Source organism: Streptomyces djakartensis (assembly GCF_014651075.1).
GTDB classification, from domain to species: domain Bacteria; phylum Actinomycetota; class Actinomycetes; order Streptomycetales; family Streptomycetaceae; genus Streptomyces; species Streptomyces djakartensis.
Genome location: NZ_BMWE01000025.1, coordinates 18,113 through 44,562 on the forward strand (window position 1 = coordinate 18,113; position 26,450 = coordinate 44,562).

The window sequence follows — 26,450 nt, forward strand, 5'->3', positions numbered from 1 at the left end:
CACGGCGGCCGGCAGCGCCTGTTCGGCCACTTCGTCGGCATCGTGACCGGTCAGCGATGGTTCACCGGCTCGGCGGGAAGATCTCTGGGTATAGTGCAGGCGTTTCGGAGAACCGGCGGCGGCCCGGGGCCGGTCGACCTCACGCGCAACCCAGCGCCCATCGACGTCCGCGATTCCGGCGGACGCCGGTGACCACATCACTGAGGAGGCCGGCATGGAACCCGTCACGCTGATCACCGGTGGCTCGACCGGAATCGGCGCCGCCACCGCCCGCGCCCTGCTCGGGCAGGGTCACCGCGTGGCCGTCACCGGACGTGACGCGGACAAGCTGGCCGCCTTCGCCGCTTCGGCCGGAGCGGGCGGGCGACTGCTGACGATAACCGGCGACGCCGCCGACGAGCACGACGTCGCCTCCACCGTGCGCCAGGTGCTGGACACGTGGGGCCGACTGGACAACGTCATCGCCAACGCCGGTTTCTCGCTGCCCGGCAACCTGGAGAGCCACGCCCCCGAGGACATGCGCGCCATGGTCCTCACCAATGTCCTGGGCCCTGCCCTGCTCGTGCGGGAGACCCTGCCGCACCTCAGGGAGTCCAAGGGCCGCATCGTGGTCATCGGTTCGGTCGCCGGGGTGCGCAACACGCCCGGCAACCTGTACTCGGTCACCAAGTGGGCCGCGCACGCGCTGGCCGAGAACACCCGGCTGCTGGTCGGCAAGGACGGGATCGGCGTGACCGTCATCGCCCCCGGGGTGGTGGACACTCCGTTCTGGGACAAGCGCGGCGGGACCCCCGAGGCGACGCCGCCGATGACCGCCGAGCAGATCGCGGACACGATCGTCTTCGCCGTCAACCAGCCCGCGGGCGTGGACATCAACCACATCACCATGCGGCCGGCCGGACAGCTCGGCTGACACCGCGCCCCGTTCGACCGTACGAGAAGGCGCCCTCGGCCCCGCCGCGTATTCCGCGGCACGGGGCCGAGGGCGCCTCCGGGCCTCCGGGCATCCGGGCATCCGGGCGGACGCGCGGCGTCGGACTCAGGCGTGGGCACACCCGGGCAGGACCACCCCGGACCGCTCGAAGCCGGCCACGGTGGGCGCCCCCATCAGGGCCATGACCTCCTCGAACTCGCCCGTGAGCAACCGCAGGACGTCCGCGACGCCCTCCGCGCCGGAGTGGGCGAGCCCCCACAGGGCCGGGCGTCCGACCATCACCGCGTCCGCGCCCAGACACAGGGCCTTGGCGATGTCGGCGCCGTGCCGGATGCCGCCGTCGAGGACGACCGCGCACCGCCCGGCGACGGCGTCCACGATCTCGGCGAGGGCGTCGGGGGCGCTGCGGCAGAAGTCCAGCTGGCGGCCGCCGTGGTTGGAGACGACCAGCCCCGAGACGCCGTGCTTGACGGCCAGTTCGGCGTCCTCACCGGTGAGCACGCCCTTCAGCACCACGGGCAGGGAGGTCACTTCCCGCAACCAGGCGAGGTCCTCCCAGGTGATCGAGGCGTCGAACTGCTCCTTGGAGTGCCGTGCGATGGCCGACTCCCCGTCCCGGCCGCTGTGCGAGGCGGCCATCACGTCGTGCGCCACATTGACCGCCCGGATGCCCGGGGGCACCGCGAACCCGTTGGCGGCATCCCGGGGACGGAACGCCACCCTGGGCGCGTCGACGGTGAGGACCAGCGCGCGGAAACCGGCGGCATCGGCCCGGTGGATCAGGTCCACCAGGAGGTCGCGGCGCTTGAGCCAGTACAGCTGCAGCCACAGCGGGCCGGTGGCCGCGGCGGCGATGTCCTCCAGTGTCCGGCTCGCGAACATGCTGACCGTGAACAGGGCACCGGCCTCACCCGCGGCCCGCGCCGTCGCCACCTCGCCCTCCGGGTGGGCCAGTTGGTGGTACGCCATGGGAGCGATGCCCAGGGGGGCGGCGAGGTCCGCTCCGAGCAGTTCGGTGCGGGGGTCGCAGTGGGAGACGTCGACGAGACAGCGCGGCCGCAGCCGGATCCGGTCCAGGGCCTCCCGCCCCGCCGTCAGCATCGACTCGGTGCCGCTGCCGCCCGCGAAGAAGTCCCACACCGGTCGCGGTAGCCGCTCCTTGGCCGCCGCCTCGTACGCGCGCAGCGCCAGCACCACATCTCCTCCGTTCGCCGTACTGGTCAAGGGGTTCGGGACACCGGCCGTCAGGCGGCGGTGCCGGGGCTCTGCGCGGTGATGAAGGCGGCCAGCCTGGCCATGCCCTCGATGATGGCCTCCGGGCTCTGCGCGCTGCACGACAGGCGCAGCTGGTGGGTGCCACCGCCGTCCAGGTGGAAGTCGCTCATCGGCGTCCACAGCACGCCGTAGGTGCGCGCGGACAGCTCCAGGGCCTTGTGGTCGGCGGCGAAGGGCACGGTGACGACGGTGAAGAAGCCGCCGTCCGGACGGTTCCAGGAGATGCCGAGCTCGGCCCGGCGCTCCGCGGGGAAGTGCCGCTCCAGCTCGCCGAGGAGCGTGTCCATGTTCGTGCGGTAGTACGCGATGGCCCCGGCGTTCGCCTCCCGCAACCGGCAGCCGCTCTCGATGAGCAGTCCGCCGATGACGGCCTGGCTGACGGCCGACGTGTTGACGGTCGTCATGCTCTTGATCTTCGACAGCTCGTCGGCGAGCAGCGAACGCCGGCCGCCCGGGCCGATGACCTCCTGGTCGGCGATGACGTAACCCACCCGGGCCCCGGGCAGCGCCGTCTTGGCGAAGGAGCCCAGGTGGACCACGCGGCGGCCCGCGTCGAGGGCCTTGAGCGTGGGGCGGGCCGAGCCGGTGCGCACGAAGAAACCGTAGGGGTCGTCCTCCAGGACGAGCAGATCCTCCTCCTGGGCCACCCGCAGCAGGCGTTCGCGGTCCGGGAGACTCATGCTGGTGCCGGAGGGGTTGGCGAAGTCCGGGACGACGTAGAAGGCCCTGGGGCGTTCGCCGGCCTCCCTGGCGGCGCGCACGGCCGCCGACACGGCCTCGGGGTCCGGACCGGCGGGGCCCTCGGGCACGGCCCGCACCCGGATGCCCAGGAGCCGGGCCACACCGGTGATGCCCACGTAGCACGGCGAGCTGACCAGCAGCGTGTCCTCGGGAGCGGCGAAGAGCGCCCGCAGGATGAGGAGCATCGCCTCCTGGCAGCCGGTCGTCACCACGACGGCTTCCGGGGGCACCTCGATCCCCTCGTCGTTGGCGACCGTCCGGGCGATCAGCTCGTGGATGATCCCGCCTGTGCGGCCGTACTGGAACAGCTGGGTGCGCACCCGGTCGCGCGACCAGCCCAGCGTCTCCTCCAGGTGACTGGTGTACGTGTGCAGGTGGCGCGCGAGGTCCTCGGGCTCGAAGTCGCCCTCGGTGGGCCGGCCGGGCGCGAAGGAGATGGCCTGCGGGAACCGGCCGACCACCTCGTTGAGGAAGTTCATGGCGTCGAGGACCGGGTCGCTGAGCGACCCGTGCAGCTCGTCGAGCGCCAGGGCCCGCGAGGACGGCAGGGTCTGCGGTGTCACCGCTCAGACTCCTCTCGGCGCGGCCGCGTAGGCCGTGATCGGGGTGGGGGCCGTGGTGCGCGAGGGGATCCGGGCCCGGCCCTGGACACCGCGGACCAGGGCCGTGGTGAGCCGGTCCGTGTGGACGCGCTGCTGCTCCGGCTCCTGGGCGGTGCCCAGGCCCTGCAGGGCGTCGAGCACCTGGTGCAGGTCCTCGGCGAAACCGGCGAGGACGTCGGCGACGGCCACGGCGTTGGAGCCGAGGATGTCGGTCCACAGGTCGGCGCTGCCCGCGGCGAGGCGGGTGATGTCCTGCAGTCCCTGTCCGGCGAGCCCCAGCTGGGAGGGGTCGCCGTGCAGTAACCGCGCCGCGAGCAGGCTCGACACCAGGTGCGGGGCGTGCGAGGTGAGCGCCACCGCCCGGTCGTGCTCGGCGTGGGCCATCACGACCGGCCGGGCACCGCACAACTCGGCCAGGTGCCGGGCGCGTTCGACGGTCTGCGCCCGGGTGTGCGCGGACGGAGTGAGCACCCAGGGCCGCCCGTGGAACAGGTTGTCCCGGGCGGCGAGCGGGCCGGACTGCTCCCGGCCGCCCATGGGGTGCCCGCCGACGAAGCGGGTCAGGTCGCAGCCGGCCTGGTCCGCCTCCCGCTGGGGCAGTTCCTTGATGCTCGCGGCGTCCGTGAAGTCCTCGGCGAGCCCCTGCAGTTGGTGCTCCTTCAGCGCCGCCGCGACGTGCCTCGGCGGTACCGCGATGACGGCCAGGTCGACCGGGCCACGAGGCGTTCCCGCGATTCCGGCCCCGAGTTCCGCGGCGGTGCGCGCCGCTTCCGGGTTCGCGTCGATCAGGTAGGTGGTCACGCCCCGGCCCCGAAGGGCCAGGGCGATCGAGGTACCGATCAGGCCGGTTCCCACCACTGCGGCACTGCGCATCAGTGGTGGCTCCACAGAAGCGGGAGATACTCGGGGTCGCTGTAGTCGGGGGTGCCCTCCGCGGTGCGCCGCACCAGCACGTCGTGGTTGTAGTGGACCTGGGTGCCGTCGGAACGGAAGAAGTCGCGGTAGCGGTTCTCGCCGTCCTGCAGGTGGAAGGAGATGGCGCGGCGCGGGCGGTCGCTGACGTTGGCACCGCTGCCGTGGTAGGTGCGGCAGTGGTGGAAGTTGACGTGACCCTTGGGGATGAAGACCGGGATCTTGTTGACCTCGACCCCGTTGAAGGCCGCGTTGTCCTCCAGCATCTGCTCCAGTTCGGAGCGGTCGCGCTCGGCGAAGTGCAGGGAGGTGGCGTCGTTGTCCGACGTCTCCTTCCACAGGTGGCTGCCGTCGACCATCGTGATGGTGCCCATCTCCTCACCGCAGTCGTGGAAGGGGATGAACGCGGTCAGCATCCGCTCGGAGGTGGAGGTGGCCCAGTAGTGGCGGTCGAAGTGCCAGGGCACGATGTTCGACTGCTCATGCGCCACCGGGGGCTTGTAGATCAGCGTCGACTGGAACACGCGGATCTGCTCGGCCTCGGCCAGACGCGCGGCCACGGCGCCCAGCAGCGGCTTGCGCAGGATGCGGCCTATGGTGTCGTCCTCGTAGTGGATGTAGTCGTTGTGCCGCTGGACGTCGCCCTTCTCCGGCTCCCAGTAGGCCAGCTTCGGCGGGCGTACCGGCAGGGTGCGGTCGCGGTGGCCGGCGTAGAAGCGCTCACTGGCGGCTTCCAGCTGGTCGATCTCCTCGTCGGTGAACAGCTTCTTCGACAGGTACCAGCCGTGCTCGGCGTAGAAGACGACGTCCTCGTCGGTCGGGAGGAGCGCGCGCTCCTCGTCGGTGAGGGTGAAGCTCTGGGCGTCCTGGATGGCCATGATCTTCCTTACAGGTACGTGGTTCGGTGCGGGGACGGCGCGTGGAGCAGGGTCAGGAGACGGCCTTCTCGCGGGCGACCGCCTCGTAGAGCGCCTTGATGTTGCCGCTGCCGAAGGTGCGGGCGCCGTGCCGGTCGATGACCTCCCAGAAGTACGTCTTCCGTACGTGCTGGGACTGGGTGAAGATCTGGAACACCTGGCCCCAGTGGTCCTCGTCGATCAGGACGTTGGTCCGGCGCAGGTCCTCGACCTGGAGGTTCGGGCGCTCGAAGCGCTCCTGGAGCTGTTCGTAGTACGAGTCCGGTGTCTGAAGGAAGCTGACGCCCCGCTTCTCCAGGGTCTGCACGGTGCCCACGATGTCGTCGCACAGCAGCGCCAGGTGCTGCACGCCGGCGCCGCCGTGCCGGGCCAGGAAGGTGTCGATCTGGCCGGGCTGACGGTCGGTGACCGGCTCGATCAGGGTGAAGGTCACCTTGCCGGACGGGCTCTGGACGACCTTCGAGTCCATGGCCTGGCTGCCGACCTCGATGAACTCCTCGAAGATCTGCGAGAAGCCGAAGACCTTCTCGTAGAACTCGACCGTGGGGCGCAGCCGGCCGGCGGGCAGGCAGATCGCCGCGTGGTCCACGGTGCTCAGCAGCTCCTCGCCCGCCTCGGGGTCGGTGGCGATGATGTCCATCACGCCGGGCAGGAACTGCTCGCGGTCGCCGGTGCGCTGGACGAACCGGTGGGCGACGTCGCCGAAGCCCAGGACCGTGGCGGTGACCACCTCGGTGCCGTCCTTGCTGTGGACGGTGGGCTGCTCGACGGCGGTGGCGCCCCGCTCGACGGCCAACTCGAAGGCCTTGGCGGCGTCGCCGACCTCGAAGGCGATGTTGGCGACACCGTCACCGTGCTGCATCACGTAGGAGGCGGCCGGGTGGGAGGGGTTGAGGGCGGAGGTGAGGACGACCTCGATGCCGCCCTGGCGCAGCAGCAGCGAGCGGTAGTCGGCCTGCCCGGTCTCGGGACCGGCCTGGCCGCAAATACGGAAGCCGAAAGCGGTGCAGAGGTAGAACGCGGACTGCTGGGCATCTCCGACGTAGAACTCGACGTGGTCTACGGCCCCGATATCCATGCAAAACCCTTCTGTTTTCATGTTCGGACAGGAAAAAGCCGAGATGCTTTCATGGAGTGCCGGCGGGGAACCGAGAGATCCGGCCCCGGGCGTCGCTCTAGAGAGTGGAGAACTCGTTCAGCGGCGACCAGACACCGTAGTCGCCCCGACGGTAGAGAAGTGGCTCACGGGGGAAGACTGTGGCGCCTTCCACCCGGCCTATGACAAGCCAATGATCGCTCACCTCGATCGCATTTTCAACCCTGCATTCAGCAAAGCCGAGCGAAATTTCGGTAAGCAGTGGCGCGCCTTCGGCAATAACCGAGGGGCGCCATTCGACATGCGCGAACTTGTCCGTGGCCTTGCTCGCGAACACCTGGGAGGCGTCGCGCCCGGACGAGGAGAGGAAGTTCACCGCGAACGCCTGCGACGAAATGATCGCCGGCAGTGTGCGGGACTCCTTTCCGACGGAGACCAGCAGCGTCGACGTGGCCGCCGACACCGCACAGACGGCGTTGCTGGTGAAACCGTACGGCTCACCCTTTCCGTCCGTTGCCGTCACGACGGCGATCGGGGTCGGAAACGAGCCGAAGAGTTCGCTGAAGCGCACAGAACCGACGTCCATCAAGTTCCTCCGCGGAACAGCTCATGAGTATTTTCGGGCAGGCCGAAGCAACCAACGGCCCGTAATGGTGTTCTATGACCGCCGCCGCTCCTTTGCGGCGGCGGTTATTCCGCGGTGGCGGTCGCGGTCGCGCTCGCGAGATTCGCCTCACGTGCGGCGATCGCGCGGCCGAAAGCCCGGATCGTCAGCGGCAGCATGAACGCACCGAAGGCGGTCAGCGCCACGGCCAGCATCAGGACGAGTTGTTGCGGTCCCACATTGGATCCGGCGCCGGCCACCAGAAGTCCCGCGATGGGCATGGCCAGCATATTGAGCAGATAGAACGGGCCCATCACCTTTCCGAGGTGTTCCTCGGGAAGGACCTTGATGCGCTGCGTCCGGTTGAAGACGTTGAAGTACGTCACTCCGACCATGGCCGTCACGAACGCCGGGGCGTACAGCAGCATGGAGGAGGCGAACCCGATGAGCAGCAGACACGCGCAGAGCAGGGCGAGGCCGAAGACCCCGAGCATCCGCACGTTGACGTACCGGAGCACGAACGGGATGACCAGGAGGTTGACGATCCCCAGCACGCCGATGCAGATGTTCAGCAGGGCGAACGCCGACTCCGGGGCGTGGAACACGCCCGTGACGAGTGCGGCGTTGGCGGCGAGCACCACGGCGAAGACCAGGTTGATGGAGAAGTTGAGCGAGGCCAGGAGGACCAGCGGCCTGCTGCGGACCAGCAGGGACCAGCCCAGCCGGAGTTCGGCCACGATCTCCGCGGCTCCGCCGGTGCTGGGGGTGCGCAGCCCGCGCGGCAGCGGCAGCCAGCAGGCGGCGGCCGCGGCGAAGACCGCCCCGGCGGCACCGAGCAGCCAGACCTTGTCGATGAAGGCCACCCCCAGCATCGCCAGAGCGGGGCCGACGGCCATCGCCGAGACCTCCATGCTCTGCACCAGTCCCTGGATCTTGGCCAGTTCGGTGCCCTTGGCCAACTGGGGCACGACCTTCTCCACGGACATGCGCACCGGCGCCATCAGCAGCGAGAGCAGTGGCGCGGCCGTCATCAGGATGGGCGTCAGCAGTGAGGGCGCGGCCAGGCAGCCGACGAGGGCGCCGCCGAGGACCACGGCCCGGCCGGCCGTGACGACGGAGAACAGCCGCGCCCCGCCGTCACGGTCGGCGAGGAGACCGGCGAAGGGATACGCGAGCAGGGCCGGCAGCCACTCGATCGCGTAGGCGAGGCCGAGGGCCGACACCTCCTTGGTGTCCTGGAAGATGAGCAGCGGGACGGCGAACATCACCATCTGCTCGGCAACGACCCCGAGAAGGACACCGCAGGCGAAGAGCCGTCGGTGCAGCACGGATCGCGTGGTCATGAGATCGATCGCTCCCTTGTGCTCGGCCGGGAGCCGCCCGGCCCGAGACTCCTCACCGCGACACCGGAACGGTTTCGATGTGGAAACCGGCGATGATCTTCCGGATGTCCTCCTCGACGGCCGCTTCGTCGCCGATGAAGATGAACCGTCCGCTGTGCACCGCGTCATAACTGCCGCCGGGCTCCATCACCTCGCCCGGGGCCGGCACCAACTCCCGCCAGATCGTGGCGAAGCGGTCCCGCATGGAGGTCACCGAGACGACCTCGGCAGGCAGCCCGGCGGGCTTGGGGATGATCAGCCAGCCGCCGGACGGGTCGCCCGTCTGCGGCGGGACCGTCGCCCGGCCCTCGCACAGGGCGTCCAGCCAGAGCTCGAAGAGGTTGACCCCGAAGAGCTTGTCCGTGAGGTACGGCACCTCGGCCCCGCCGATGCGGCCCGCGATCTCCAGGAACACCAGGTCCCCGTCGGGCGTGACGAAGAGTTCCAGGTGGAACGGCATGGAGGTCATGCCCAGACCCGACACGCAGCGCCGGGCGAACTCGTGCACACGGGTCCGCAGCGGGCAGTCCTGGACGACGACCGAGCCGAGGGGCTGCCCGCCGGCCTCGAAGGCCAGGCAGTCGTTGATGTAACGGGACACCGCCATGAACGGGATGCCGGCGTCCTCGTCCGCGAACCCGTCGACGTGGTAGATCGCGCCTTCGACGAACTCCTCGAGCTCGTAGTCGCCGAGGTCGACCTCCGACAGCAGCGCGGTGAGCGCGGCCTCGTCATCGACCCGGTGCACGCCCATGCTCGCGGCCCCGGACACCGGCTTGAGGATCAGCGGGAACCCGGCGGCCCGGGCGAACTCCAGCGCGGACCCGGCGCTTTCGCAGGCGTCGAAGCGGGGCACGCGGATGCCCGCCTCGGCGACGAGTTCCTTCATCCGCAGCTTGTTGCGGTAGACCGCGACATCCTCCGGGCGGGGCCCCGGGATGCCGAGCGCCGCGCGGACCTCGGCGGCGATGCCGAGGGTGAACTCGGAGACGGCGATCAGCCGGTCGACCGGGCCGACCTCGGCCGCGACCCGGCGGACCGCGTCGCGCAGCGCCTCGAAGTCGTTGACGTCCTCGATCTGGACGGTGCTGGCGATCCGCTTCGGATCGGCAAGGATCCCGGTGGCGCCGACCGCGTCGACCACGTAGCTGACGCGGTGCCGCTCATGGTCGATGAGCTCCTCGAAGCGGCCCATCGAGAAGTCCCAGCGCGGCCCTTCCGTGAACCGCGGCCAGCGGTTGACGACGACAATGTGCATGGCTCACTCCTCCGTCGCCACGGGAACGGTCTTGATCGACAGGGTTCGCCGGACGAACCCGATGGCTTCTTCCAGCTCCTCGCGGGAGTCCGCGGCGAGCACCGCGTACCCGGTGCGCTGCAGGGAGGAGTAGGCCCGCTGGACGGTGTCGCCGACCCGCACCTTGGCGGCCGCGTCGACGACGGCGGGGTGCGCGCGGACCTCGTCGAGACCGTCGACGGCGATCACCTCGCCGGGGTCGGAGACAACGAACAGACTGGCCGAGAACTTCACCGGCCCCTCGGGCGGGGGCGGCAGCTCGTCACCGACGACGAGCCGCAGCACCAGCTCGAACCAGTCCATCCCGTATGCCAGGGAGCACAGCTCCATGATGTAGTCGCCGGGCGTGCGGACGGCGACCTCCATCACCGAGGGGCCGGAGCTCGTCATCCGGAACTCCAGGTGCACGATGCCGGTGCGCATCCCGATGGCGGCGATGACGGACCGGCCCAGTTCGGCGACCTGCGCGGCCTCGGCCGGCGGCAGGGACACCGCGGCCCGGTGCTCCAGTTCGACGAAGTGGGGCGCGCCCGTGGTGGTCTTGGCGGTCAGGTTCGCGAACCAGACCTCGCCGTCGCGGACCAGGGCCTCCCAGCTGTACTCGGGGCCCTCGACCGCGGTCTCCACCAGCAGCGGCCGCTCCGAGGCGCGTCGTACCGCCGCGGCGTCGAAGGCCGCGGCGTCGGTGACGAGTTCGACGCCGTCGCTGCCGGCCGACGACAGCGGCTTGATCACCACGGGGAGGCGGGCCTTGGCCCACTCGGCCGCCTCGGATAAGTCGTTGGTGAGGAGGTGGTCGGGCTGGCCGATCCCATGGGCGCGGAAGCGCCCGCGCTGCAGTGCCTTGTTCCGCGAGATCACGGCCGCCCCCAGGGACGGTCCCGGCAGCCCGTGGGTTTCCTGGGCCAGGGCGGCGCCCAGGACGTGGCACTCGGTGAACCCGAAGATCCCCGCCGGGCGGCTGCGCAGGGCGGCGTCGTGGGCGGTCTGCGCCCACAGCTCGTCCAGCGAGCCGTACTGGCCCTGGCTCGGCTCGACGGCGTCGACCAGGCCCTCGATGCCGGCGGCCCAGTCCTGCGACTCGACACCGCGGACCCGCAGGCCGAGCCGGCGGGCGGCGGCCACGTACGGGCGGCCCATGATCCCGACGCCGACGAGCAGCAGTTCGCGTTCGTCCGGCCCGCTCATGCCTCCTGCTCCTCGAGGCGACGGATCAGGGGGGCGACGCGGGTGAAGAAGTTCCGCATCTCGTCACGCGTCGGCCAGCCGGAGAAGATGAACTCGCTGATGCCCGCGGCCTTGTAGCTGTGGATGTAGCGGGCGACTTCCTCGTGGCTGCCGACGATGCACAGCGCCGGACCGCCGCGGTAGGCCACGGCGCCGGTCCAGATGTAGGGCGAGAGCCACTCGCCCTCGGCGCTCTCCGCCAGCTGGTACGAGGACTTGACCGCCTCGGAGTCGGTGGTGTTCACCCACTGGCGGATCCACGCCGTGTGGTCCTCGTCCGGGTTGCGCATGAGGTTGGCGAGCTCCGCCACCGCCTCCTCGCGCGTGTCGCGGGACAGCACGTGCATACGGGTGCCCACGCGGCGGCCGGCGTCGAGGAGCGGTTTGCTCGCCTTGGCCATGCCCTCGGGGGTGTCGCCGTAGCGCAGCCAGCAGTCGCCGGAGGCGATCGCCGTCTGCTGGGCGACGGCGGAGGCGCCGCTGATGTAGATCTCCGGGCGGCCGCCGTCCTTGTGGCCGAGGCCGAGCGAGGCGTCCTTGAGGGTGTAGTGCTGCCCGTCGTAGCTCATGGGCGACTCGCCCTCCCAGAGGCCGCGGATGACCTCGAGGAACTCGTTGCACCGGGCGTAGCGCTCGTCGTGGCTGAGGAAGTCGCCATAACCGGCCTGCTCCGCGGGGGAGATGCCGGAGACGATGTTGAGGGACATGCGCCCGTCGGTCATCCAGGACAGCGTGTTGACGACCTGCGCGAACAGGGTCGGCGACATCAGGCCGGGCCGGTAGGCCAGCATGAACTTGACGCGGTCCGTCACCTGCGAGAGGGCGCCGAGCACCGGCAGCGGGTCGGGCAGGTAGTTGGAGATACCGAACAGCAGGCTGTCGACGCCGAGTTCCTCGGCTTCCTGGACGAAGTCCTTGACCTCGCCCATGTCCAGCTTGCCGATCTTGTATGTGTCCGTGGGCGTCGCCTGTCCGGTGTCGGGCGGCGAGCACCAGTGGAGACGGAGGGGTTCCATCGTGTTTCTTCCTTCCGTTGCGGGCACCGGGCGCACGTCGATGCCTCAGGCGCCGAGCACGCGGACGCGGTCGCCGATCTCGGACCAGCGCTCGTGAGCCTCTTCGGGGGAGTCGGCGGTGAAGACGACGGCGGCGATCCGGCAGTGGTAGTCGGCCTCGTCCGTCGTGATCCCGGTGCCGGGCTCGACGAGGACGTGGCTCGCCACCACCCAGGGCTCGGCGGCGAGTTCGTCCCAGCCTTCGAGCCGCGCGTAGGAACCCGCGCCGCCGGCCGTCAGGAAGCGGATGCCGGCCGCCTTGGCGACGGGCTCGCGGTACGCACCCGAGCGCTCCGGGTCGGCGCCGGTGATGTCCGCGAGGACCTTGCCCGGCAGCATGAGACCGGTGGCCATCTCCATCAGCTCGGTGATCTTGTCGCCGGGCAGCCGCGCGGCCACCTCCATGAGGACCGGGCGGCCCTCGCTGAGGCGCAGTTCGCAGTGGAACGGGCCGGTCGTGATGCCCACGGCCTCGACGACACGCGTGGCGTACGACGTCAGTTCGTGGCGCGTGGCCTCGTCCAGCGGTGCGGGTGTGAGGTGTCCGAGTTCCAGGAACCGGGGCTCGGGGCCGAGCAGCTTCCGGGTCACCGCGACGACGACTACCTCTCCGTCGCGCACATAGCCGTCGGCGCTGTACTCCGTACCGGGCACGTATTGTTCGAGGATCGCGTCGCGGGTGAGGGCGCGGTCGAACTCGAGCCCTTCCTCGGCGTGCATCGCGGCCAGTGCCGCCCGCGCCTCCTCGATGCTGTCGACGCGCGAGACGTGCACGCTTCCGCCGGAATCGACCGGCTTGATGACCGCGGGGAATCCGACGTACGTACAGGCCTCTTCGAGGTCGGCCGGAGCGCTCACGACCACGAACTTCGGCACTTCCAGGCCGGCGTCGGCCACTGCTTGGCGCATTTTGCCCTTGTGCCGGACCTGGTCGACGGCGGTGGGGGTCAGGGCGGGCAGTCCGAGGCGCGCCGACAATTGTGCGGCACCGGGTACGTAATATTCGCCTCCGGCCACCACGGCGTGAATCGGGTTTCGCTCATGGGATTCCACGACAGCGGCCTCGAGGGCGGCGTTGTCATTGGTGTCCACCGTGATTAACTCGGTGGTAAGCGAGCGTACCGCGTCGGCGATTACGCGGCCCGCGTTCTCATAGGAGGCCACGACGACATCCCAGCCGATGGACCGAGCGTGCGCGATATACGCGTTCGCCGAGAACGCCGGCTGCACCACTAAGACACGATAAGACACAGAAGTTCCTCGAAATTCGCTCTGAGGTCGGCGATGGTTCATTCGGGAGACACTCGGGCTGCATCACGGCATGGCGAGGTCAGCCCATCGGGCCGGGGCATGAGTGATGCCAGGAGCCGCTGAACGTCGTGGACGCAGAAGCGGTCAGTAGAAATCGGCGGATGGACTTCCGCACGGGATCCGTGGGTCGGTCAGCCGTGGACTCTCACCTCGGGCAGGGCTCGCCAGGCGCAGCAAATCCCAAGGTAGAAAGAAGAACAAAGCAGTCGCCCCCCGCGTCGCTGCCAGTCGAAAAATTCCCCGCTTATGATCAAGATCCTAGGCGGTGGCGTGGCCTGAGGTCAACCATTTCTTGACCCGAATTCATCTGCGGTGGCTGGCACCCCTATGTCCGTTTTGGTGAAACATGCTCGTGAATTACACGCCCGGTGCCATCCGCGCCGTTCCCGCCTTAATCGGGAGGGCGTGCGCCGGCGCTTGCCGGGGGCTCATCCTGCGCCTGACCGGGTCGGCCCGAGTCTCTGGTGGCGCCTGGCTTCGGGCACGTGGCGGCGACGCCCTCGCTCGGCGTGCGGCTCGCCGGCCAAGACCGACCGGCTTCCGGCCTGCCGACCGGGGACGTCATCGACGGCCGTGCCCGGCGATGGTCTGTCACTCTTGGACGTGTCCCGGTGACCGGGACACCGGATGCCAGTGCCCGGACGGTCGGGACGCCACGTTTTCGCGGGTCGTAGGAGTGGTTCGAGGTGTGTGGACGGTACGCGGCGAGTCGTCGGCCGGAGGATCTCGCAGGGATCTTCGAGGTCGAGAAGTGGGAGCCCGAGGAGACCCTCGAACCCGACTACAACGTGGCGCCCACCAAAGAGGTCTACGCCGTCCTCGACCGTCCTCTGAAGGACGTGGACGACCCGCGCCCGGTCCGGCAGCTGCGCAAGCTCAAGTGGGGGCTCGTCCCGTCCTGGTCCAAGACCCCCGAGGGCGGCGCCCGGATGATCAACGCCCGCGCGGAGACCGTCCATGAGAAGCCCTCCTACCGCCGCGCCTTCACCTCCCGGCGCTGCATCCTGCCCGCCGACGGCTACTACGAGTGGGTCACCGGCACGCAGGAGCGGGAGCTGGAGGTCGAAGGCAAGAAGAAGCGGCCCCGCAAGCAGCCCTACTTCGTGACGCCGGCGGACGGGTCGGTCTTCGCCATGGCCGGTCTGTACGAGTTCTGGCGCGACCGGACGCTGCCGGACGACCACCCGCGGGCCTGGTGGGTGACCTGCTCGGTCATCACGACGGAGGCGGAGCGGAGCCCGCTCGCGGTCGCCCCCGCCGACGGGCCCAGGGCGCTGGCCGACATTCATCCCCGGATGCCGCTGATGCTGACGCCCGACCGCTGGGACGCCTGGCTGGACCCCTCCCGCACGGACGCCGACGGCCTTCGCGACCTGCTCGCCCCGCCGCCCGCCGGGCTCATGCGCGCCTACCCCGTCACCACGGCCGTCAGCAACGTCCGCAACAACGGCCCGGAGCTGCTCAAGGAGCTGGAAGGACCGGAGGAGGGCACACTCTTCTGACGTGGCGACGCTACGAACGCTACGAAGCGGCGAACAAGACCGACGAGACCGATGAGACCCATGAGACCGATGGGACCGCTGTGACAGACGTGACCGAGGTGACCACGGAGACGGTCGAGACGGACGCCGGCCCGGCCCGCATCACCTGGCACAAGGCGAAAAGGGCCCGGCTGGTGCTCGCCGTCAGCCACGGGGCAGGAGGCGGCATCGAGGCCCGCGACCTGACCGCCCTCGCCGCCGCCCTGCCCGCCCACGGCGTCACCGTGGCCCGCGTCGAGCAGCCCTGGCGGGTGGCCGGGAAGAAGCTCGCCCCTGCTCCGAAGACGCTGGACACCGGCTGGAGGGGCGTCTGGCCCGCGCTGACCGGGCCGGGACTGCCGGTGATCTCCGGAGGGCGCAGTGCCGGGGCCCGGGTCGCCTGCCGTACCGCAGGCGAGCTCGGCGCCCACGCCGTCCTCGCCCTGAGCTTCCCGCTTCACCCGCCCGGCAGGCCCGAGAAGTCCCGCGCCGCCGAACTGCTGGGGTCCGGCGTGCCCACCCTGGTCGTGCAGGGCGCCAACGACCCGTTCGGGAAGCCGGAGGAGTTTCCCGGGGGGCCGTACGAGCTGGTGGAGGTTCCGTACGGGGATCACGGGTTCGCCGTGCCCAAACGCGCGGAGATCTCGCAGGAGGAGGCCGTGGCGGTCATCACGGACGCGGTCGTCGAGTGGGCCGGGTCACTCGGGTAAAGCTCCGGGAATGCCGGGGCGGCGGTCGCTGTTGTGCGGGACGTACGTGCTGGAGACCAGCACCGACGTCGTAGGAGAGGAAGTCCGCCGCATGGGTTCGATCTACTGCCCGAGCCGCAGCAGCCGTGCCGACCTGGACTGGACGGTGCTGCACGCGGCCAAGACCGCCCCTATTCGGGCGGCGGGCGGACCGGATCGTCGTCTATCCTCCGATTCGGGTGAGACCGGCCTCGGTCTCACGAGAACACTCGAGGAGGTGGGTCCGGTCACTGGGACCGACGCAGGGACCGAAAACGGCCAGGCGGAGAAGCCCGAGGGCCAGGGCGGCACGGGCGCGGAGACGGCCGCGGAGCGCAGTGCGCGCTTCGAGCGGGACGCGCTCGAGTTCCTCGACCAGATGTACTCGGCCGCGCTGCGCATGACCCGCAACCCGGCCGACGCCGAGGATCTGGTGCAGGAGACGTACGCCAAGGCGTACGCGTCCTTCCACCAGTTCCGCGAGGGCACCAACCTCAAGGCGTGGCTGTACCGGATCCTCACCAACACCTTCATCAACTCGTACCGCAAGAAGCAGCGCGAACCTCAGCGCAGCGCGGCCGAGGAGATCGAGGACTGGCAGCTCGCCCGCGCCGAGTCGCACATGTCGACGGGGCTGCGCTCCGCCGAGTCGCAGGCGCTCGACCACCTGCCCGACTCGGACGTGAAGCAAGCACTCCAGGCGATCCCCGAGGAGTTCCGCATCGCCGTCTATCTGGCGGACGTCGAGGGCTTTGCCTACAAGGAGATCGCCGACATCATGGGGACACCCATCGGTACGGTGATGTCCCGGCTGCACCGGGGCCGCCGTCAGCTGCGCGGCATGCTGGAGGACTACGCCCGTGACCGCGGGATGGTTCCGGCCGGCGCCGGAGAGTCGAACGAAGCGAAAGGCTCGGGGTCATGAGCTGCGGAGAGCCGCACGAGACGGATTGCAGCGAAATCCTCGATCATCTCTACGAGTTCCTCGACCGTGAGATGCCGGACTCGGACTGCGTGAAGTTCGAACACCACTTCGAGGAATGCTCGCCCTGCCTCGAGAAGTACGGGCTCGAGCAGGCCGTGAAGAAGCTGGTCAAGCGCTGCTGCGGGCATGACGACGTGCCCGGCGACCTGCGGGCCAAGGTCATGGGGCGGATCGAGCTGATCCGCTCCGGCCAGACCGTCCCCGACAAGGACGTCACGGCCTCGCCCGCCGCGCCGCAGGACTCCTGACACTCCTGCGTCTTTCAACTACCCCACTCGCGCGCGGGTAGTCATCCTCGAACGCGTCACTCGTACGTGCTAATCCGCGGGTCATCGACCCGCGGAGCCCCCAACCGCCGTCCTAGGCTCCGGGCCTGACGGACATGGCCGGGGGAGGGGCTCATGGAAGCGGTACCGGCGCGGGCACGTGTGTACATCGCCTGTGCCACCGCAGCCGCCCTCATCTGCCTGCTGCCGCCGCCGGACGCCGGCACGGACTGGCCGGCGCTCACGCTGCTCGCCGCGCTGTACGCCGGCTGTGAGCGCGTCGCCCGCTCCCGGTTCGTCGGCATGTCCTCCCATCCGGCCGGGACCTTCTACCCCGTGCTGCTGGCCGCCGCCTTCCTGCTGCCCGCGCCGGCCGCCGCCCTGGTGGCGGTGCCCGGCGCGCTCCTCTCGCACGTGGAGCGGCGGCCCGTGGCCCTGCGGCGGATCTGGCGGGCCGCCCAGCTCGTCCTCGGTGTGTGGACGGCGGCCCGCGTGCACCAGGTGCTCGGCGGACGGGACGCGGTCGTCACGGGCGACTGCCCTCACCTTCTCGGACCCGCCGGGGCGGCCGTGCTGGCGTTCTGCCTGGTGCTCGCGCTGCTCGACGGCGGGAGACTGGCCGTCGGCGCGGGAGCACCGCCCACGCCCCTGAGGCAGTGGGGGAGCGTGCCGGTGCGGCGGGCCTGGCGGGGGCTGGTGGCGCGCTCGCTCGCGCCGATCGCCGTGCACGGGCTCGCCGGACTGATGATGGCCGTGCTGTGGCGCAGCCCGTACGGGCCCGTGGCCGCGCTGCTCGTGCTGCTGCCGATGTGCGTCTCGTGGTGGGCCTTCGCCCAGTACCACCGGGAACGGGCCGCGCACCAGGCGACCATCCGGGCGCTGGTCCAGGCCGTCGACATCAAGGACGGCTACACCCGCGGCCACAGCGAGCGCGTCGGACAGGCGTCCATGATGATCGCGCGCGAGCTGGGCATGGACGACGAGCGCGTCGAGGTGCTCCGCTTCGCCGGGATCCTGCACGACGTGGGCAAGCTGGGTGTGCCCACCCGGCTGCTCCGGAAGGACGGGCCGCTGACGCCCGAGGAGCGGCGGGTGATCGAGCTGCACCCCGAGTACGGGCACGAGATGGTGCGCGGCATCGGCTTCCTCGGCGAGGCCCGCGCCGCCGTGCTGCACCACCACGAGCGGCTGGACGGCAGCGGATACCCGTATGGACTGATGGGTCGTCAGATTCCGGAGTCGGCCAGGGTGGTGGCGGTCGCGGACGCCTTCGACGCGATGACCTCCACGCGGAGCTACAGCAGGGCCCGGCCCGTCGCGGTGGCCCTGGCGGAGCTGGAGCGGTGCGCCGGCAGCCAGTTCGACCCCGTGATGGTCGCGGCCCTCGTGGACGCCGTGGGCCGGGCCGGGTGGTGCCCCGCCGTCACCGCCGACGATGCTCACACGTCCCGTGTCCCCCCGCCCGGCGCGCCCGCTTCCAGCCGGCCGGGAGCACGCCGGTGACCGCGTACCGGCCGCCCCGGCAGTTCCCCGTCGTCCACGCCTGCGCCGCCCTGCTCGCCGCCGGCTCCCTCGCCGTCACTCTCCACGACGGGCTCGAGGAACGCCGCGTCGCCCTCGCCTTCGGCCTGCTGATCGCCGTCGGGGAACTCACCCGGCGCAACGGGGCGCAGATGAGGGAACCGGCACCGCTCGGGGCCGCCGCGGCCCTGTCGTACGCGCTGCTCGGGGAGGCGGGCGGGCGGCCCACGCACCACGGCCTCGCCCAGGCCGTCGCCGTCGTCCTGGCCGCCTCGCTGCTCGGCAGCGTGCCGCACGTCGCGCGCGGACACGGGCCCACGCTCGACCACCTGGCGCGACGGGTGCTCACCGTCGGATTCGTCGCCGCGTGCTTCCAGCCCCCGTACAGCCGGGGCATGTTCGACGACTGGGGCGGCCCCGCCTACGCGCTGCTGCTGCTCGCGCTGCTGTCCCTGACCGCGCTGTGCGACGCGGTGCTCGCCGCCGTGCCGGCCCGTTCCCGCACCGGCCGGCCCTTCGGGCCGGCGCTGCGGGACGAGTTGCGTGCCGTGTTCGGCATCGGGTCCGCCGTCATCGCGACGGGCGCGGTGATGGCCCTGGCGGTCGCCGTCGTGGGCCTGTGGGCGCTGCCCGTCTTCTCCGTCCCCCTGCTGCTCGCCCAGATGTCGTTCCGCCGGTACGCCGCCGTCCGGGCGACCTACCGGCAGACCATCGCCTCCCTCGCCCGGGCCACCGAGGTCGCCGGGTACACCCCCGCCGGGCACGCCCGCCGCGTCGCCGCGCTGAGCCGGGCCGTGGGGCGTGACATGGGCCTCACCGAGCCCGAGCTGACCGTGCTGGAGCACGCCGCGCTCATGCACGACATCGGCCAGCTGAGCCTCGTGGACCCGGTCCCGGCGGGCGCCACCGCCGGCCTGCCCGACGCGGAGCAGCGGCGGATCGCGCTGCTGGGCGGGGCCGTCGTACGGCGCACGGGCGTCGACGAGGCGGTCGCGGTGGTCGTGGAGCGGCAGGCCGACCCCTGCGCGGAGCAGCCACTCGCCGCCCGTATCGTCCGGGCCGTGAACGCGTACGAGGAGAAGTCCCGGGAAGGAGGTCCCGGCGGGCCGCTGACGGCGCTGGAGGATCTCCGGCTCGCCACCGCCGGGGAGTACGCCCCGGAGGTGGTGGAATCACTGGCCCGGGTACTGGCAAGGAGCAGTCTGACCCTGCCCATGACGGGGTAACCCATGGGTAATGAGCGCCCTCGAGGCCGTACGTGGTTGGATGCGAAGGAGAAGGTGTCCGGGGGCTCGAAACACAGCTACGGCCAGCCCACCGCACGGAACTGGCAGGCGGGAATCGTGAGGATCTTCGGCAAGGGACGGAACCGGCCCTCCGCCTCCTGGCGGCAGGCCACGGACCGGGCGTTCACCCTCATCGGCGATGGCCGGTACGAGGACGCCGGCGCGCTGTTGACACGTGCCGCCGATCTGGAGCCCTGGCTCTCCGAGTCCTGGTTCAACCTGGCGCTGCTGCACAAGTTCCGGCACGACTGGGAGCAGGCGCGGGCGGCGGGTCTCAGGGCCGTCGCCCTGCTCGACCGGGACACCGGCGCGCCCGACTGGTGGAACGTCGGCATCGCCGCGACCGCGCTGCAGGACTGGCCGCTGGCCCGGCGCGCCTGGCAGGCCTACGGGCTGCGGGTGCCGGGGGCGGCGAACGGCTCGGGCGAGCCGGTCGGCATGGACCTCGGCAGTGCGGCGGTACGGCTCTCCCCGGAGGGGGAGGCGGAAGTCGTGTGGGGACGACGGCTCGATCCCGCGCGGATCGAGGTGCTGTCCATCCCGCTGCCGTCGTCGGGGCGGCGCTGGGGCGAGGTCGTCCTGCACGACGGCGTGCCGCACGGGGAGCGGACCACGGCCGCCGGCCACACGTACCCGGTGTTCGACGAGATCGAGCTGTGGGCGCCCTCGCCGGTGCCGACCTGGGTCGTCCTGCTGGAGGCGGCGACCGAGTCGGACCGGGACGCGCTGGAGCAGCTCGCGGCCGACGCCGGCTTCGCCGCGGAGGACTGGTCCTCCTCCGTGCGCTTGCTGTGCCGGATGTGCTCCGAGTCCCGGATGCCGTCGGACGAGGGTGACGGAGAGCACCTCGACCCGCATGATCACAGCGAGCCGGGGCACCCCGGTCCGCTGGGGCATCGGACGGACGGGCAGCTGTGGGTTCCCGAGCGGGAGTGCGGGTTGGCTGCGCCGGCTTCGCTGGTCCGGGGGCTGTTGGACGGGTGGGTCGCCGACAGTCCGGATTCTCGGGATTGGCGGGATCTGGAAGAGGTCTGTTAGCGCCGTTGCCGGGTGCCGCGCCGTCGTGGTTGTTCGCGCAGTTCCCCCGCGCCCCCAAGAGGGGCGTCCGGCACCGGCGTAATCTGTATCAGCATCTCAGCCCGGTTTGTTTCAGGAAGGCGTGCGTAACGTCATGGCTCAGCAGGACACCGATCAGCAGCGCGCGGGCGTGCTCCCCGTCGATGACGAGGGGTACGTGATCGACACGGAGGACTGCGAGGAGCGCGAGGCGGCCTGGCGGGAGAAGGGGACCTCGCGGCCGATCACGGTGGTCGGGAACCCGGTGCTGCACAAGGAGTGCCAGGACGTCACCGACTTCGGCGACGACTTCCAGCAGCTCGTCGCGGACATGTTCGCCAGCCAGCGCACCGCCGAGGGCGTGGGACTCGCCGCCAACCAAATCGGTGTCGACGCGAAGGTCTTCGTCTACGACTGCCCGGACGACGAGGGGGTCCGGCACACCGGCGTGGTCTGCAATCCCAAGCTCGTCGAACTGCCCGCCGAGAAGCGCCGCCTGGACGACAGCAACGAGGGCTGCCTGTCGGTGCCCACCGCGTACGCGCCGCTCGCCCGGCCCGACTACGCCGAGGTGACCGGGCAGGACGAGAAGGGCAACCCGATCAAGGTGCGCGGCACCGGATACTTCGCACGGTGTTTGCAGCACGAGACCGACCACCTGTACGGCTACCTGTACATCGACCGGCTGTCCAAGCGGGAGCGCAAGGACGCGCTGCGGCAGATGGCGGAGAACGAGCCCCGCTACCCCGTGGTGGCCAACGACTGAGACCTCAGTCTCACCAGGCGTACGGCGTCTGCCCGGGTTTCCCAGCCCGGACAGACGCCGTTCGTCTGTTCCGTTCGCTTGTCCGTCGCACGTTCGATCGCTTCCGCTCTCCTGGTGATCCGGTGCTCGCCACACACGGGGACGATCCGGTGTTGTGGGGTAGTGAATGAAGCAAATACGTTCCCAGAGCGGTCAGTTGTGGTGCTGAATGGGATGAGCGGGGTATGCAACGGCGCACGCCCGGCACGAAGGGAGGGCGCTCGCGCCAACTGGCGGCTGAGAGGGGTTAGTTCGTGCATGCTTTGTCACACGGCACCACATCCACACCGACCACGACCGCAGTGCCACCGTCGCTCTCCCTACCGGTGATCGAGACCGGGTTTCCACGGCAACTCCACGCGTATTGGCCGAAGTGCCAGGAGAAGACCCGGGCCTGGCTGCTCGAAAAGCGGCTCATGCCCGCGGACAAGGTGGAGGAATATGCCGATGGTCTTTGCTACACCGACCTCATGGCCGGGTACTACACGGGTGCCTCCGACGAGGTCCTCCAGGCGATCGCGGACTACAGCGCCTGGTTCTTCGTCTGGGACGACCGGCACGACCGCGACATCGTGCACAGGCGTCCGGCCGCCTGGCGGCTGCTCCGGGGCCGGCTGCACTCGGCGCTCGACTCTCCGGGGGCGCACCTGCACCACGAGGACCCACTGGTCGCCGGATGCGCGGACGGCGTGCTGCGACTGTACGGGTTCCTGCCCCAGACGTGGAACCTCCGGTTCGCCCGGCACTTCCACGCGGTGATCGACGCGTACGACCGGGAGTTCCACAACCGCACCCGTGGCGTCGTGCCCACGGTCGAGGAATATCTCCGGTTGCGCCGGCTCACCTTCGCCCACTGGGTCTGGACGGACCTGCTGGAGCCGGCCGCGGGCTGCGAACTCCCGGACGCTGTTCGGAAACACCCGGCATACCGGCGGGCGGCGTTGCTGAGCCAGGAGTTCGCCGCCTGGTACAACGACCTCTGCTCGCTGCCGAAGGAAATAGCGGGCGACGAGGTGCACAATCTCGGAATCAGCCTCATCGCGCATGAGGGCCTGACTCTGGAACAGGCGGTAGCGGAAGTCAGGCGCCGCGTCGAGAAATGCATATCGGATTTCCTCGACGCGGAACAGGAGGCGTTACGGTTCGCCGACGAACTCGCCGATGGCACCGTACGGGGAAAGGAACTGAGCGCCGCCGTACGGGTCTGCCTGGGCAATATGCGGAACTGGTTCAGTTCCGTCTACTGGTTCCACCACGAGTCCGGCCGTTACCGGGTCGACAGCTGGGACGACCGCTCCACTCCTCCGTACGTCGACAACGAAGCGGCAGGTGAGCGATGACAGTCGAGTCCGTGCGATCCGAAACCCCGGCCGCGGGCCCGCGTGTACCGAACCGGGCGGGCGGCGCGCTCCCCTTGCTCGGGCACGGCTGGCAGCTGGTGCGCGACCCGCTGGCGTTCATGTCCCGGCTGCGCGACCACGGCGACGTCGTCCGCCTGAAGCTCGGGCCGAAGACGTTGTACGCGGTCACCACCCCGGCGCTCACCGGCGTGCTCGCGCTGAGCAACGACTTCATCATCGCCGGGCCGCTGTGGGAGTCCCTGGAGGGCCTGCTCGGCAAGGAGGGCGTGGCCACCGCGAACGGCCCGCTCCACCGGCGCCAGCGGCGCACCATCCAGCCCGCCTTCCGGCTCGACGCCATCCCCGCCTACGGGCCGGTCATGGAGGAGGAGGCGCATGCGCTGACCGAGCGCTGGAAGGCTGGGGAGACCATCGACTGCACCTCCGAGTCCTTCCGGGTGGCCGTGCGCATCGCGGCCCGCTGCCTGCTGCGCGGGGACTACATGGACGAGCGGGCGGAGCGGCTGTGCGTCGCGCTCGCCACCGTCTTCCGCGGGATGTACCGGCGGATGGTGGTGCCGCTCGGACCGCTCTACAGGCTGCCGCTGCCCGCCAACCGCGAATTCAACCGGGCATTGGCCGATTTGCATCTCCTGGTCGACGAGATCATCGCCGAGCGCCGCGCATCCGGTCAAAGGCCGGACGATTTGCTGACGGCATTGCTGGAGGCGAAGGACGACAATGGCAAGCCCATCGGGGAACAGGAGATCCACGATCAGGTCGTCGCGATCCTCACCCCCGGCAGCGAAACGGTCGCCTCCACGATCATGTGGCTCCTGCACATGCTCGCGGAACATCCGGAACACGCGGACAAGGTGCGCGACGAAGTCGAAGCCGTCACCGGTGGGAGGCCGGTGGCATTCCAGGACGTCCGCAGCCTCAGGCACACCAACAATGTCGTCGTCGAGGCCATGCGTCTGCATCCGGCCGTCTGGATTCTGACCCGGCGGGCGGTCCGGGAGACGGAACTCGGCGGTTTCCGGATTCCGGCCGGTGCCGACCTCGTCTACAGCCCGTACGCGATCCAGCGCGATGCGAGGTCCTACGAGCGGAACCTGGAGTTCGACCCGGACCGCTGGCTCCCGGACCGGGTCAAGGACATCCCGAAGCACGCCATGAGCCCGTTCAGTACGGGCAACCGCAAGTGCCCGAGCGACCACTTCTCGATGGCGCAGCTGACCCTGATCACGGCGGCGCTGGCCAGGAAGTTCCGATTCGAGCAGGTCGCCGGTTCGAACGCGCGTACCCGTGTCGGCATCACGCTCCGGCCGTACGACCTGCTGCTGCGGCCGGTGCCGAGGTGACGGCCCGGTGATTCAGGCCGCTTCGGGACCCTTGAACGTCCGCCGGTAGGCGTTCGGCGTCGTCCCCACCGTCCGGACGAAGTGGTGACGCAGCGTGGCCGCGTTGCCGAACCCGGTCCGTCCGGCGATCGCGTCCATCGTCTCGTCCGTCGCCTCCAGCAACCGCTGGGCCAGCAGTACGCGCTGGCGCAGGATCCACCGGTAGGGAGTCGTCCCCGTCTCCTGCTGGAAGCGGCGGGCGAAGGTGCGCGGCGACATGTGCGCGTGGGCGGCGAGCTGGTCGACGGTGACCTCCTCGTCGAGATGGCGCTCCATCCACGCCAGCACCTCGCCGATCGTGTCACCCTCGGGCTCGGGGAGCGGACGCTCGATGTACTGGGCCTGGCCGCCGTCGCGGTGCGGCGGCACCACCATCCGCCGGGCGATCTTGTTGGCGACCTCACTGCCCTGCTCCTTGCGCACCAGGTGCAGGCAGGCGTCGATACCGGCGGCCGTACCGGCGGAGGTGATCACCGGGTCCTCGTCGACGTAGAGCACGTCCGGCTCGACGACCACGCCCGGGTACTGCCGCGCGAGGTCCTTCGCGTGCTTCCAGTGGGCGGCGCAGCGGCGGCCGTCCAGCAGCCCCGCCGCGGCCAGCACGAAGACGCCGGAGCAGACACTCAGCACCCGGGCACCGCGGTCGACCGCGCGGCGCAGGGCGCCCAGCAGCTCCGGCGGGAAGTCCCGGTGCGCGTAGCTCTGCCCGGCCGGCACGGCGATCAGGTCGGCCGCCTCCAGCCGCTCCAGGCCGTGCTCGGCGTGGAGCGAGAAGCCGGAGTTCATCCGCAGCACCGGGCCCTCGGCCGAGGCGACGGCGAAGTCGTACACCGGCAGGCCCTCGTCGCTCCGGTCGGTGCCGAAGACCTCGCACACCACACCGAGTTCGAAGGGGTTCACGCCGTCGAGGAGGACGACGGCCACGTTCTGCAGCATGCGTCCAGTGTGCCTCACCGATGGCAGTAATTCGAGGGTCTACGGCAGTACTGCCACTGACGGTAAGGAGCAATCCGCGCGACAGTGGTGTCCATGAACAGCAACCAGGTAGAAGCACTGATCGGACTGACCGCCACCTTCGGGATCCTGGTCCTCCTGATCCTCCCGTCCGTGTTCGGCCTGGTGCGCGAGAGGCGCATCGACCGTCAGATCCGGGAGGCTCAGGAGGCCCGCGAAGAGGTGCCGGCTCAGAAGTCCTCGTCCAGGTCGACGGTGCCCTCCACCGCCACCTGGTACGCCGAGGGCCGCCGCTCGAAGAAGTTGGTCAGCTCCTGAACCCCCTGGAGCTCCATGAAGGAGAAGGGGTTCTCGGAGCCGTACACCGGAGCGAAGCCGAGGCGGGTCAGCCGCTGGTCCGCCACGCACTCCAGGTACTGCCGCATCGACTCGGTGTTCATGCCCGGGAGACCGTCACCGCACAGGTCGCGCGCGAACTGCAGCTCGGCCTCGACGGCCTCCCGGAGCATGTCCGTCACCTCCTGCTGGAGCCGGTCGTCGAACAGCTCCGGCTCCTCCTTGCGGACGGTGTCGACCACGTCGAAGGCGAAGGACATGTGCATCGTCTCGTCGCGGAACACCCAGTTGGTGCCGGTGGCCAGGCCGTGCAGCAGGCCCCGGCTGCGGAACCAGTAGACGTACGCGAAGGCGCCGTAGAAGAACAGGCCCTCGATGCATGCGGCGAAGCAGATCAGGTTGAGCAGGAAACGGCGGCGGTCCGCCTGTGACTCCAGGCGCTCCAGCTTCTCGACCTCGTTGATCCACTTGAAGCAGAACCCGGCCTTCTCGCGGATGGACGGGATGTTCTCCACGGCCGCGAAGGCCGCCGCGCGGTCCTCCGGGTCGGGCAGGTAGGTGTCGAGCAGCGTCAGATAGAACTGGACGTGCACCGCCTCCTCGAACAGCTGACGGCTCAGGTAGAGCCGCGCCTCGGGGGAGTTGATGTGCTTGTACAGCGTCAGCACCAGGTTGTTCGCGACGATCGAGTCGCCTGTCGCGAAGAAGGCCACCAGCCGGCCGATGAGGTGCTGCTCGGCGGGGGAGAGCTTGGCGAGGTCGGCGACGTCGGAGTGGAGGTCGACCTCCTCCACGGTCCAGGTGTTCTTGATGGCGTCCCGGTAGCGCTCGTAGAAGTCCGGGTAGCGCATGGGGCGCAGCGTCAGCTCGAAGCCGGGGTCGAGCAGGTTCTGGGTG

The 26,450-nt window shown here is 70.2% G+C and carries 25 protein-coding genes; 12 read left to right on the forward strand and 13 right to left on the reverse strand.

The features are described 5' to 3' along the window. Positions 1 to 214 precede the first annotated feature (214 nt). Positions 215 to 913, forward strand: coding sequence for an SDR family oxidoreductase (locus IE212_RS30370; RefSeq protein ID WP_190201179.1), 699 nt, complete (start codon positions 215 to 217; stop codon positions 911 to 913). 126 nt (positions 914 to 1,039) lie between these two features. Here IE212_RS30370 and IE212_RS30375 read toward each other — a convergent pair whose 3' ends face one another. The 11 genes from IE212_RS30375 to IE212_RS30425 all read right to left on the reverse strand — a co-directional run bounded on the left by IE212_RS30375 (position 1,040) and on the right by IE212_RS30425 (position 13,335). Beyond that, entirely contained in the window at positions 1,040 to 2,128 is a 1,089-nt protein-coding gene (locus IE212_RS30375; RefSeq protein WP_229864645.1) for an alpha-hydroxy acid oxidase, read from the reverse strand. Between the two features lie 50 nt (positions 2,129 to 2,178). Beyond that, positions 2,179 to 3,513, reverse strand: a complete 1,335-nt coding sequence (locus tag IE212_RS30380; protein WP_229864646.1) for an aminotransferase-like domain-containing protein — start codon at positions 3,511 to 3,513, stop codon at positions 2,179 to 2,181. 3 nt (positions 3,514 to 3,516) lie between these two features. Further along, the gene (locus IE212_RS30385) at positions 3,517 to 4,425 is read right to left on the reverse strand and encodes a prephenate dehydrogenase (protein ID WP_190201180.1); all 909 of its coding nucleotides are present in this window, start codon (positions 4,423 to 4,425) and stop codon (positions 3,517 to 3,519) included. Then, positions 4,425 to 5,342, reverse strand: a complete 918-nt coding sequence (locus IE212_RS30390; protein WP_190201181.1) for a phytanoyl-CoA dioxygenase family protein — start codon at positions 5,340 to 5,342, stop codon at positions 4,425 to 4,427. Before IE212_RS30390 ends, IE212_RS30385 begins: the two co-directional genes overlap by 1 nt. A 52-nt stretch (positions 5,343 to 5,394) precedes the next feature. After that, positions 5,395 to 6,459, reverse strand: a complete 1,065-nt coding sequence (gene hppD, locus IE212_RS30395) for a 4-hydroxyphenylpyruvate dioxygenase (protein ID WP_190201182.1) — start codon at positions 6,457 to 6,459, stop codon at positions 5,395 to 5,397. A gap of 97 nt (positions 6,460 to 6,556) precedes the next feature. Further along, positions 6,557 to 7,063, reverse strand: a complete 507-nt coding sequence (locus IE212_RS30400) for a flavin reductase family protein (RefSeq protein WP_190201183.1) — start codon at positions 7,061 to 7,063, stop codon at positions 6,557 to 6,559. 104 nt (positions 7,064 to 7,167) lie between these two features. Continuing rightward, complete coding sequence (locus tag IE212_RS30405) at positions 7,168 to 8,424, reverse strand: MFS transporter (protein WP_190201184.1); 1,257 nt, start codon at positions 8,422 to 8,424, stop codon at positions 7,168 to 7,170. Between the two features lie 52 nt (positions 8,425 to 8,476). After that, positions 8,477 to 9,721 carry an ATP-grasp domain-containing protein gene (locus IE212_RS30410; protein ID WP_190201185.1) on the reverse strand — a complete coding sequence of 415 codons (1,245 nt, stop codon included), beginning with the start codon at positions 9,719 to 9,721 and terminating at the stop codon, positions 8,477 to 8,479. A 3-nt stretch (positions 9,722 to 9,724) separates the two neighbouring features. After that, a complete protein-coding gene (locus tag IE212_RS30415) occupies positions 9,725 to 10,948 on the reverse strand; it encodes an ATP-grasp domain-containing protein (protein ID WP_190201186.1) in 1,224 nt (407 codons plus the stop codon). Further along, the gene (locus IE212_RS30420) at positions 10,945 to 12,003 is read right to left on the reverse strand and encodes an LLM class flavin-dependent oxidoreductase (protein ID WP_190201187.1); all 1,059 of its coding nucleotides are present in this window, start codon (positions 12,001 to 12,003) and stop codon (positions 10,945 to 10,947) included. Before IE212_RS30420 ends, IE212_RS30415 begins: the two co-directional genes overlap by 4 nt. 45 nt (positions 12,004 to 12,048) lie before the next feature. After that, complete coding sequence (locus IE212_RS30425; protein WP_229864647.1) at positions 12,049 to 13,335, reverse strand: ATP-grasp domain-containing protein; 1,287 nt, start codon at positions 13,333 to 13,335, stop codon at positions 12,049 to 12,051. A gap of 704 nt (positions 13,336 to 14,039) precedes the next feature. On the opposite strand from IE212_RS30425, the gene IE212_RS30430 reads away from it, so the two are divergent. From IE212_RS30430 to IE212_RS30475, 10 genes are all read left to right on the forward strand, one after another. Next, entirely contained in the window at positions 14,040 to 14,855 is an 816-nt protein-coding gene (locus IE212_RS30430) for an SOS response-associated peptidase (RefSeq protein WP_190201189.1), read from the forward strand. A gap of 80 nt (positions 14,856 to 14,935) precedes the next feature. Next, entirely contained in the window at positions 14,936 to 15,583 is a 648-nt protein-coding gene (locus IE212_RS30435; protein WP_190201190.1) for an alpha/beta hydrolase family protein, read from the forward strand. Positions 15,584 to 15,839: 256 nt separating this feature from the next. Continuing rightward, positions 15,840 to 16,526: an RNA polymerase sigma factor SigR gene (gene sigR, locus IE212_RS30440; protein WP_190201234.1), complete on the forward strand. Its 687-nt coding sequence runs from the start codon at positions 15,840 to 15,842 to the stop codon at positions 16,524 to 16,526. Continuing rightward, entirely contained in the window at positions 16,523 to 16,834 is a 312-nt protein-coding gene (rsrA, locus tag IE212_RS30445) for a mycothiol system anti-sigma-R factor (RefSeq protein WP_190201191.1), read from the forward strand. The genes sigR and rsrA overlap by 4 nt, the downstream gene beginning before the upstream one ends. Before the next feature lie 153 nt (positions 16,835 to 16,987). After that, positions 16,988 to 18,355 carry an HD-GYP domain-containing protein gene (locus tag IE212_RS30450; RefSeq protein ID WP_190201192.1) on the forward strand — a complete coding sequence of 456 codons (1,368 nt, stop codon included), beginning with the start codon at positions 16,988 to 16,990 and terminating at the stop codon, positions 18,353 to 18,355. Further along, positions 18,352 to 19,599 (forward strand): HD-GYP domain-containing protein, encoded by a 1,248-nt coding sequence (locus tag IE212_RS30455; protein WP_190201193.1) that lies wholly within the window; start codon positions 18,352 to 18,354, stop codon positions 19,597 to 19,599. The genes IE212_RS30450 and IE212_RS30455 overlap by 4 nt, the downstream gene beginning before the upstream one ends. A 117-nt stretch (positions 19,600 to 19,716) precedes the next feature. Continuing rightward, positions 19,717 to 20,697 (forward strand): tetratricopeptide repeat protein, encoded by a 981-nt coding sequence (locus IE212_RS30460; RefSeq protein ID WP_190201235.1) that lies wholly within the window; start codon positions 19,717 to 19,719, stop codon positions 20,695 to 20,697. Between the two features lie 133 nt (positions 20,698 to 20,830). Beyond that, positions 20,831 to 21,481, forward strand: coding sequence for a peptide deformylase (gene def / locus IE212_RS30465; protein ID WP_190201194.1), 651 nt, complete (start codon positions 20,831 to 20,833; stop codon positions 21,479 to 21,481). A 293-nt stretch (positions 21,482 to 21,774) separates the two neighbouring features. Then, on the forward strand, positions 21,775 to 22,860 hold the full coding sequence (gene cyc1 / locus IE212_RS30470) for an epi-isozizaene synthase (protein ID WP_190201195.1): 1,086 nt from the start codon (positions 21,775 to 21,777) through the stop codon (positions 22,858 to 22,860). Next, positions 22,857 to 24,224, forward strand: coding sequence for a bifunctional albaflavenone monooxygenase/terpene synthase (locus tag IE212_RS30475; protein WP_190201196.1), 1,368 nt, complete (start codon positions 22,857 to 22,859; stop codon positions 24,222 to 24,224). Before cyc1 ends, IE212_RS30475 begins: the two co-directional genes overlap by 4 nt. A gap of 12 nt (positions 24,225 to 24,236) precedes the next feature. Here IE212_RS30475 and IE212_RS30480 read toward each other — a convergent pair whose 3' ends face one another. Continuing rightward, a complete protein-coding gene (locus tag IE212_RS30480) occupies positions 24,237 to 25,199 on the reverse strand; it encodes a GlxA family transcriptional regulator (protein WP_190201197.1) in 963 nt (320 codons plus the stop codon). A gap of 93 nt (positions 25,200 to 25,292) precedes the next feature. Between IE212_RS30480 and IE212_RS30485 the strand changes: the two genes are divergently transcribed. After that, the gene (locus tag IE212_RS30485; RefSeq protein WP_190201198.1) at positions 25,293 to 25,535 is read left to right on the forward strand and encodes a hypothetical protein; all 243 of its coding nucleotides are present in this window, start codon (positions 25,293 to 25,295) and stop codon (positions 25,533 to 25,535) included. Here the strand turns inward: IE212_RS30485 and IE212_RS30490 are convergent. After that, the gene (locus tag IE212_RS30490; RefSeq protein ID WP_229864653.1) at positions 25,448 to 26,404 is read right to left on the reverse strand and encodes a ribonucleotide-diphosphate reductase subunit beta; all 957 of its coding nucleotides are present in this window, start codon (positions 26,402 to 26,404) and stop codon (positions 25,448 to 25,450) included. The two genes, IE212_RS30485 and IE212_RS30490, sit on opposite strands and share 88 nt — an antisense overlap. Between the last annotated feature and the right edge of the window lie 46 nt (positions 26,405 to 26,450).